The 7075-nt window shown below is 64.5% G+C and carries 9 protein-coding genes; 7 read left to right on the top strand and 2 right to left on the bottom strand.

What is annotated here, in order from left to right; all coding sequences use genetic code 11:
* Window positions 1-8 precede the first annotated feature (8 nt).
* From EN781_RS20795 to EN781_RS20770, 6 genes are all read left to right on the top strand, one after another.
* Window positions 9-1373: an NAD(P)-dependent oxidoreductase gene (locus EN781_RS20795; RefSeq protein WP_127400288.1), complete on the top strand. Its 1365-nt coding sequence runs from the start codon at window positions 9-11 to the stop codon at window positions 1371-1373.
* A 2-nt stretch (window positions 1374-1375) separates the two neighbouring features.
* On the top strand, window positions 1376-2689 hold the full coding sequence (preA, locus tag EN781_RS20790; protein WP_127400289.1) for an NAD-dependent dihydropyrimidine dehydrogenase subunit PreA: 1314 nt from the start codon (window positions 1376-1378) through the stop codon (window positions 2687-2689).
* Window positions 2690-2799: 110 nt separating this feature from the next.
* Complete coding sequence (locus EN781_RS20785; protein WP_127400287.1) at window positions 2800-3336, top strand: Rrf2 family transcriptional regulator; 537 nt, start codon at window positions 2800-2802, stop codon at window positions 3334-3336.
* Between the two features lie 5 nt (window positions 3337-3341).
* The gene (locus EN781_RS20780; RefSeq protein ID WP_127400286.1) at window positions 3342-3800 is read left to right on the top strand and encodes a carboxymuconolactone decarboxylase family protein; all 459 of its coding nucleotides are present in this window, start codon (window positions 3342-3344) and stop codon (window positions 3798-3800) included.
* 63 nt (window positions 3801-3863) lie between these two features.
* Window positions 3864-4241: a DoxX family protein gene (locus tag EN781_RS20775; protein ID WP_127400285.1), complete on the top strand. Its 378-nt coding sequence runs from the start codon at window positions 3864-3866 to the stop codon at window positions 4239-4241.
* 94 nt (window positions 4242-4335) lie between these two features.
* Window positions 4336-4830 carry a DUF3592 domain-containing protein gene (locus EN781_RS20770; protein WP_127400284.1) on the top strand — a complete coding sequence of 165 codons (495 nt, stop codon included), beginning with the start codon at window positions 4336-4338 and terminating at the stop codon, window positions 4828-4830.
* A gap of 38 nt (window positions 4831-4868) precedes the next feature.
* Here EN781_RS20770 and EN781_RS20765 read toward each other — a convergent pair whose 3' ends face one another.
* Both EN781_RS20765 and EN781_RS20760 read right to left on the bottom strand, forming a co-directional pair.
* Entirely contained in the window at window positions 4869-5591 is a 723-nt protein-coding gene (locus EN781_RS20765; protein WP_127400283.1) for an SDR family oxidoreductase, read from the bottom strand.
* A complete protein-coding gene (locus EN781_RS20760) occupies window positions 5584-6432 on the bottom strand; it encodes an SDR family NAD(P)-dependent oxidoreductase (RefSeq protein ID WP_127400282.1) in 849 nt (282 codons plus the stop codon). The genes EN781_RS20765 and EN781_RS20760 overlap by 8 nt, the downstream gene beginning before the upstream one ends.
* Before the next feature lie 103 nt (window positions 6433-6535).
* Here EN781_RS20760 and EN781_RS20755 point away from each other — a divergent pair.
* Window positions 6536-7075, top strand: a 540-nt coding sequence (locus EN781_RS20755; protein WP_145965567.1) for a helix-turn-helix transcriptional regulator, incomplete at its 3' end; no start/stop codon positions are given.

Here is a 7075-nt window from a genome sequence, read left to right as displayed (position 1 = left end):
GAACCGGAATGGCGACTGGTCATTTCAAGGAAGGCATAGCCGGCGGCCGGCTGTCGTCCGAGCAATATGCCGACAATTTCTCCGACCTGCACCCGCCGCTCGACCATCACGAGGCGCTGGTCGAATCCGATCGCTGCTATTTCTGCTACGACGCGCCGTGCATGAACGCATGCCCGACCTCGATCGACATTCCGCTGTTCATCCGCCAGATCTCGACCGGCAATCCGCTCGGCTCGGCGAAGACCATTTTCGACCAAAACATCCTTGGCGGCATGTGTGCCCGCGTCTGCCCGACCGAGACGCTGTGCGAGGAAGTCTGCGTGCGCGAGGTGGCGGAAGGCAAGCCGGTGCAGATCGGCCGGCTGCAGCGCTACGCAACCGACGTCGCCATGTCCGAGAACAAGCAGTTTTATCCGCGCCCCGAACCGACCGGAAAGACGGTCGCTGTGGTCGGCGCCGGGCCGGCCGGGCTTGCCGCCGCGCATCGGCTCGCCCTCCATGGTCATGACGTGACCATATTGGAGGCGCGAGCGAAGGCCGGCGGCCTCAACGAATACGGCATCGCGGCCTACAAGAGCGTCGACAATTTCGCCCAGGCCGAGGTCGACTACGTTACCTCGATCGGCGGCATCGACATCCAGAACGGCAAGGCGCTCGGCCGCGACTACCAGCTGTCCGACCTGATCCGGAACTACGACGCGGTGTTCCTCGGCATGGGGCTTGGCGGCGTCAACGCGCTGCGCGCCGACGGCGAGGATGCCGATGGTGTCACCAACGCCGTGGAGTTCATCGCCGAGCTGCGTCAGGCGGGCGATCTTTCGGGCCTGCCGGTCGGAAGGCGCGTCGTCGTCATCGGCGGCGGCATGACGGCGATCGACGCCGCGGTGCAGTCGAAGCTGCTCGGGGCCGAGGAGGTGACGATCTGCTACCGGCGCGGCCAGGAGCACATGAATGCATCCGGCTTCGAGCAGGATCTGGCCGCCGCCAACGGCGTCACCATCCGCCACTGGCTGCAGCCGAAGCGGGTCATCGCCGAGAACGGCAAGGTGTCGGCGATCGAGCTCGAATACACGGCAATGAACGGCGACAAGCTTGCCGGCACTGGCGAGCGGCTTACGCTCGCCGCCGACCAGGTGTTCAAGGCGATCGGCCAGAGCTTTGTCCCGGCAGCGCTGAATGGCAGTGGCGCCGAGATCGAGCTGGAGGGCGGGCGCATCAAGGTCGATGCCGAGGGGCGTACGTCGCTGGCGAAGGTCTGGGCCGGCGGCGACTGCATCTTCGGCGGCGATGACCTCACCGTCTCGGCCGTGGCGCAGGGCCGCGACGCGGCGGAATCGATCAACCGGGCACTGACCTCTAACGGGAGGGCATGAGCATGGCAGATATCCGCAACAATTTCGTCGGCATCAAGTCGCCCAATCCGTTCTGGCTGGCCTCGGCGCCGCCGACCGACAAGGCCTACAATGTCATCCGCGCCTTCAAGGCGGGCTGGGGCGGCGTGGTCTGGAAAACGCTCGGCGAAGAGGGGCCGCCCGTCGTCAACGTCAACGGCCCGCGCTATGGCGCGATCTGGGGTGCCGACCGGCGACTGCTTGGCCTGAACAACATCGAGCTGATAACCGACCGCGAGCTGAAGACCAATCTGCGCGAGATCAAGCAGGTCAAGCAGGACTGGCCGGATCGCGCCGTCGTCGTCTCGCTGATGGTGCCGTGCGTCGAGGAAAGCTGGAAGGCGATCCTGCCGGTGGTCGAGGAGACCGGAGCCGACGGCATCGAGCTCAATTTCGGCTGTCCGCACGGCATGTCGGAGCGCGGCATGGGCTCGGCGGTCGGCCAGGTGCCGGAATATATCGAAATGGTGGTGCGCTGGTGCAAGGCAAACACCCGCATGCCGGTCATCACCAAGCTGACGCCCAACATCACCGACATCCGCAAGCCGGCGCGCGCGGCACACGCCGGCGGCACCGACGCGGTGTCTTTGATCAACACCATCAATTCGATCACCGGCGTCGACCTCGACAGTTTCGCGCCGCAGCCGACCATCGACGGCAAGGGCTCGCATGGCGGCTATTGCGGACCGGCGGTGAAGCCGATCGCCATGAACATGGTGGCCGAGATCGCGCGCGATGCTGAGACCCGCGGACTGCCGATCTCCGGCATCGGCGGCATCACCACCTGGCGCGATGCGGCGGAGTTCATGGCGCTCGGCGCTGGCAACGTGCAAGTCTGCACGGCGGCGATGACCTACGGCTTCAAGATCGTGCAGGAGATGATCGCCGGGCTTGAGAACTGGATGGACGAGAAGGGCCATGCCTCGCTCTCCGACTTCGTCGGCCGGGCCACGCCCAACGTCACCGACTGGCAGTATCTCAACCTCAACTATGTCGCCAAGGCGCATATCGACCAGGACGCCTGTATCAAATGTGGCCGCTGCCACATCGCGTGCGAAGATACCTCGCACCAGGCGATCACCAGCATGGTCGACGGCGTCAGGCATTTCGAGGTGATCGAGGCCGAATGCGTCGGCTGTAACCTCTGCGTCAATGTCTGCCCGGTCGAGGGCTGCATCACGATGGAGCCGCTGGCCGCCGGCGCGATGGACGAGCGCACCGGCAAGCCGGTGTCGCCGGTCTATGCCAACTGGACGACGCATCCGAACAATCCGATGGCCAAGGCAGCGGCGGAATAGGGCAGGTACGCGACGAGAGAAGCGGCGTCTTCGGGCGCCGTTTTTCGTTTTCCTATTGCAGATAGTGGATATCCACGATAAAAGGTATCCATGCATTGGAGCATGGCATCATGAGATTGGGGGAAGGCGTCGAGGCGGCAATCCACTGCGCCGCGATGCTCGCAGGCGTAGACGGCGCCGCGACCATGCCGGGCGCCGCCATGGCGGAGGCTTTCGGCCTGTCGCCGAGCTATCTGCTCAAGCATCTCAACATGCTGACGGCCGCGGGTATTCTGGAATCGGTGCCGGGACCGGCCGGCGGCTACCGTCTGGCGAAGCCGTCCGAGAGCATCACGCTGCTCGACATCGTGCTCGCCGTCGAGGGCAGGGAACCTGCCTTCCGTTGCGGCGAGATCCGCCAGCGCGGCCCTGTGCGGCTCGATGCTTCGGCCTATGTGAAGCCATGCGGCATCAATGCAGCGATGCTCAAGGCCGAGCGCGCCTATCGCGCAGCGCTGGCCGAAGTCAGGCTGTCGGCGATCGTGGCTGACTATGTCAGCGAGGCCGATCCGCGCTCGGTCGCGGCGGGCTGCGCCTTCGTCGCCCGCTATCAGCGGCCGCAGAAGGTTCATCCAAACCAAGTTCCCCAAGCAAAGAGTGGAAGGTAAGAACTATGAAACAGAGGCTGCAATTCTTCGCCAAGGCGCCTGAAATCATGAAGGCGGTGTCGGCGCTCAACAAGGCGGTCGACGAATGCGGGCTGGAGGTTAGCCTGCTGCATCTGATCAAGCTGCGCGCCTCGCAGATCAACGGCTGCTCCTTCTGCGTCGACATGCACAGCCGCGAGGCGCGGCAGGACGGCGAGACCGAGCAGCGGCTCTATCTCATCGCTGCCTGGAAGGAATCGCCGCTGTTTTCCGAGCGCGAGCGCGCCGCGCTGGCCTGGACCGAAGCGGTGACGAAGATCGCCAACGACGGCGTCTCGGACGAACTTTATGCCCGCACGCTGGTGCATTTCTCCGAAGAGGAACTGGTCAAGCTGTCGGTCGCGATCGGCATGATCAACACCTGGAACCGGCTTTGCGTTCCGTTCCAGGCCATTCACCCAACGCCGGCCGCCAAGGCTGCGTGAGCGATCGACCCAGCGCGCGGGCCGGACCTCGGCCCCGCGCCTTTTTGGCGCGAGATCAATCACATGTTTGCAAATTTTCAAAACGAGATTCTGCTTGCCGCGCGACTGCTGGTTGGCGGCGCCTTTGTCTTCGCCGGCTTGCGCAATATCCTGAACAGGGCCTTCCTGACCCAGTTGATGACGGAGCGCGGCGTGCCTCAGGCGGGGCTGGCGCTGTGGCTCGGCATCGTCGTGCAGGTCGTCGCCGGCGGCCTGATTGTGGCGGGCGTCTGGATCGCGCTTGCTGCTGCTTGGCTTATCCTGTTCCTGGTCGTCGCAACGGTCATGTTCGACAATTTCTGGGATCATCAGGGCCCGGAGCGAGCGGCACGAATCAACGGCTTTGTCGCCAATATTGCGCTTTCCGGAGGGTTTCTGGCGCTGATGGCGCAGCCGCTTTGAACTGACAACTTGACGCTTCCGGTCGTCGAGTGCCCATTAATCGCTCTGTCGCGATTGTGCTGTACCTTGACCCAGTTCGCCCGTTGGAGCGCGCATGGAGCAAAACTGGACCGGTTTCTGGGCGAGCGTTTCGCAGGCCTTTCATCAGGCGCTGTCGCCGTTTCGCGCGACCGCTGAATCGATCGGCTATTCCCCCACCGACATGCAGATATGGTGCTTCCTGTGTGCCCTCTTCGTGCTGGCGCTGGTTGTCCCGCACAGCTATGGCGATATCGTGCTCAGGCGGCGACGCGCCTATGCCATCGGCAAGGTGGTTGGCATTGACACGTCCGGCGATTCCCCAAGCACGCCGACCATCGAATTCGCCGATCGCCAGGGGCGTAGCTGGCGTTTCGACTCGAACCTACCGATCAATAGCGTGACCGGTTCGATCGGAGCTTCGGTCGAGGTGATCTATGATCCACTCAATCCGAAGCGGGCACGGGAAGTGGGGCGACCGATCATGAAGGCGATCCACGTCGCCGTCTGGTACCTGATCGCGGCCGGGCTGATGGCATTCGCTTTCTGGCCCAGCCTGATTTCCGACTAAACATTTTCGTACGACCGCCGGCGGTCTTGGGCAGCAGTTCAAGCAGCGTATCGCAGACCGCCATCGCAGGTCAGCACCTGGCCGGTCATGAAGCCGTTGCAGACAAGGAAGGCGATCGCGTCGGCGACGTCCTCGGCGCGGCCGATGCGGCCGACAGGCGTCTTGCCGGCATATTCGGCAAAGACCGCTTGCCGCTGTTCGCCCGGCAGAAAATCCCACCAGGGCGTATCGATGACGCCGGGCGCCACGACATTGACGCGTAACGGCTTCAACTCGACCGCCAGGATCGGTGCCACTGTCAGAAGCATGCCATTGATGGCGCCTATGCCGGCGATGCCGGGGGCGACGAGCTGCGCCGATACGGCCGAAATGAAGGTAACCGATCCCGCTTTGCTCAGCGTCGGCAGGGCTGCCTGCAGGCAAGACAATTGCGGGCGGATTTTCTCGTCGACGCCACTGCCGATGTCGGCGAGATCGAGGGTCGCGAACGGCCCAAGCCCCTTGCCGCCGCTTGCGGCCAGGACGAGGTGATCGAACGGTCCGAGGCTATCGAAGAAATTGCGGACGTCACCCGGCCTGGTCGCATCGAAGGCGGCCTTGCCGACGGTGCCGCCAAGGGTCTTCCAGGCGTTCTTGAGCTTGTCTTCATTGCGGCCCGTGATCGTCACTTTCATGCCGGGGCCAACCAGCTTGCGCGCCGTGGCAAGGCCGATGCCGGACGAGCCGCCGATAATGACGCAATGTTCGATTTTCTCACTCATGACTGTTGTTCCTGGTTGGGCCTGAGGCGCGCTCGATCAGGTCGAGGCTAAGGCTCAGCAACTGCCGGCGCGCCTTTTCGTCGTAGGCCTGTGCGTCGGCGCGGGATTCGCGCTGGCCGTCGAAATAGAGACCGCTGCGTCCCTTGAGCGCCGGCGAAGCGGCGAGGTTGAGGATGGCGTCGGCGCCGGTCTCGACCGAGCTCCACGGCGTGACGCCTGCTTGCCGGACCATGGTGGTGTCCATGTAGCTTGCCGGATGCAGGGCGTTTACGGTGACGCCGCTGCCTTTCAGCTCTCCGGCCAGATCGACGGTGAACAGGATCTGTGCCAGCTTGCTCTGGCAGTAGGCACGCACGCCGCTGTAGCCGTGGGTCAGCATGATGTCGTCGAAGTCGATCGCTTGCTGGCCGGCCGAGGCGACATTGACGATCCGCGCCGGCGCGCTCGCCTTGAGCAGCGGCAAAAGCTCCGAGGTCAGCAGGAAGGCGGCGAGATAGTTGACGGCGAAACGCAGTTCGTAGCCGTCGGCGCTGACCTGTCTTTTCGCGCCTCCGCCGGCGGTGCCGACGCCGGCATTGTTGATCAGGATGTCGAGCCGCGTTGTCCTGGCGCGCACGGCTTCGGCGAGGCGCCTGACCTCGGCAAGCGAGGAGAGATCGGCGACGAGAAGCTCGGCCTTGCCGCCGGCGGCTTCAATGGCAGCGACGACTGCCTTGCCGCGCATCGCGTCGCGGCCATGCACCAGGATATGCGCGCCGCTCGCGCCGAGCTTCTCGGCCACGACGCGGCCGACGCCGTCGGTTGATCCGGTGATGAGGACGGTCTTGTCCTTCAGGTCCATGTTCAGAGCCTCCATGTTTCGCTCTGAACGCAAGATGGGGCGCGGCGCGCATCCCAAACAGTTCAAACTTTATCCTGGTATCAATACTGCTATAATGAGCCCAATGGACGCGATCCCCCATTCGTCAGAAGACAGCCGCCGGCGCGAGCTTGGCGCCTTCCTGCGCTCGCGCCGGGAAAGGCTTTCGCCCGAGACCGCCGGCATCGCTTGCGGCGCGCGGCGGCGCACGCCAGGGCTGAGACGCGAGGAAGTGGCGATGATCGCCGGCGTCGGCACGACCTGGTACACCTGGCTGGAACAGGGCAGGGACGTTCGCCCCTCGGTCGAAGTGCTGACGGCGCTCTCGGAGGCGTTGCGCCTTGACGCCGTCGAGAAGCGGCATCTGTTCATCCTTGCCGGCCGCCAGCAGCAGGAGCGCCGCGAGGCGGCGCCCGAAAAGGTCGACGGCCCGCTGCTGCACATGCTGCAAAGCCTCGTCCTGCAGCCGGCCTATGTCGTCGGCCGGCGCTGGGATGTGCTGGCCTGGAACCCAGCGGCGGTGGCAGTGTTCGGGGATTATGGCCTGCTGGAGGGCGATACCCGCAACATTGTCCACATGGTGTTCGCCAGCCCGCACCACCGCCGCCTGCTGGTCGACTGGGAA

Source organism: Mesorhizobium sp. M4A.F.Ca.ET.090.04.2.1, from assembly GCF_003999085.1.
Classification (GTDB): Bacteria; Pseudomonadota; Alphaproteobacteria; order Rhizobiales; family Rhizobiaceae; genus Mesorhizobium.
Note: the sequence above shows the minus strand (reverse complement) of the source record. Positions and strands in the feature narration are given on the sequence as shown.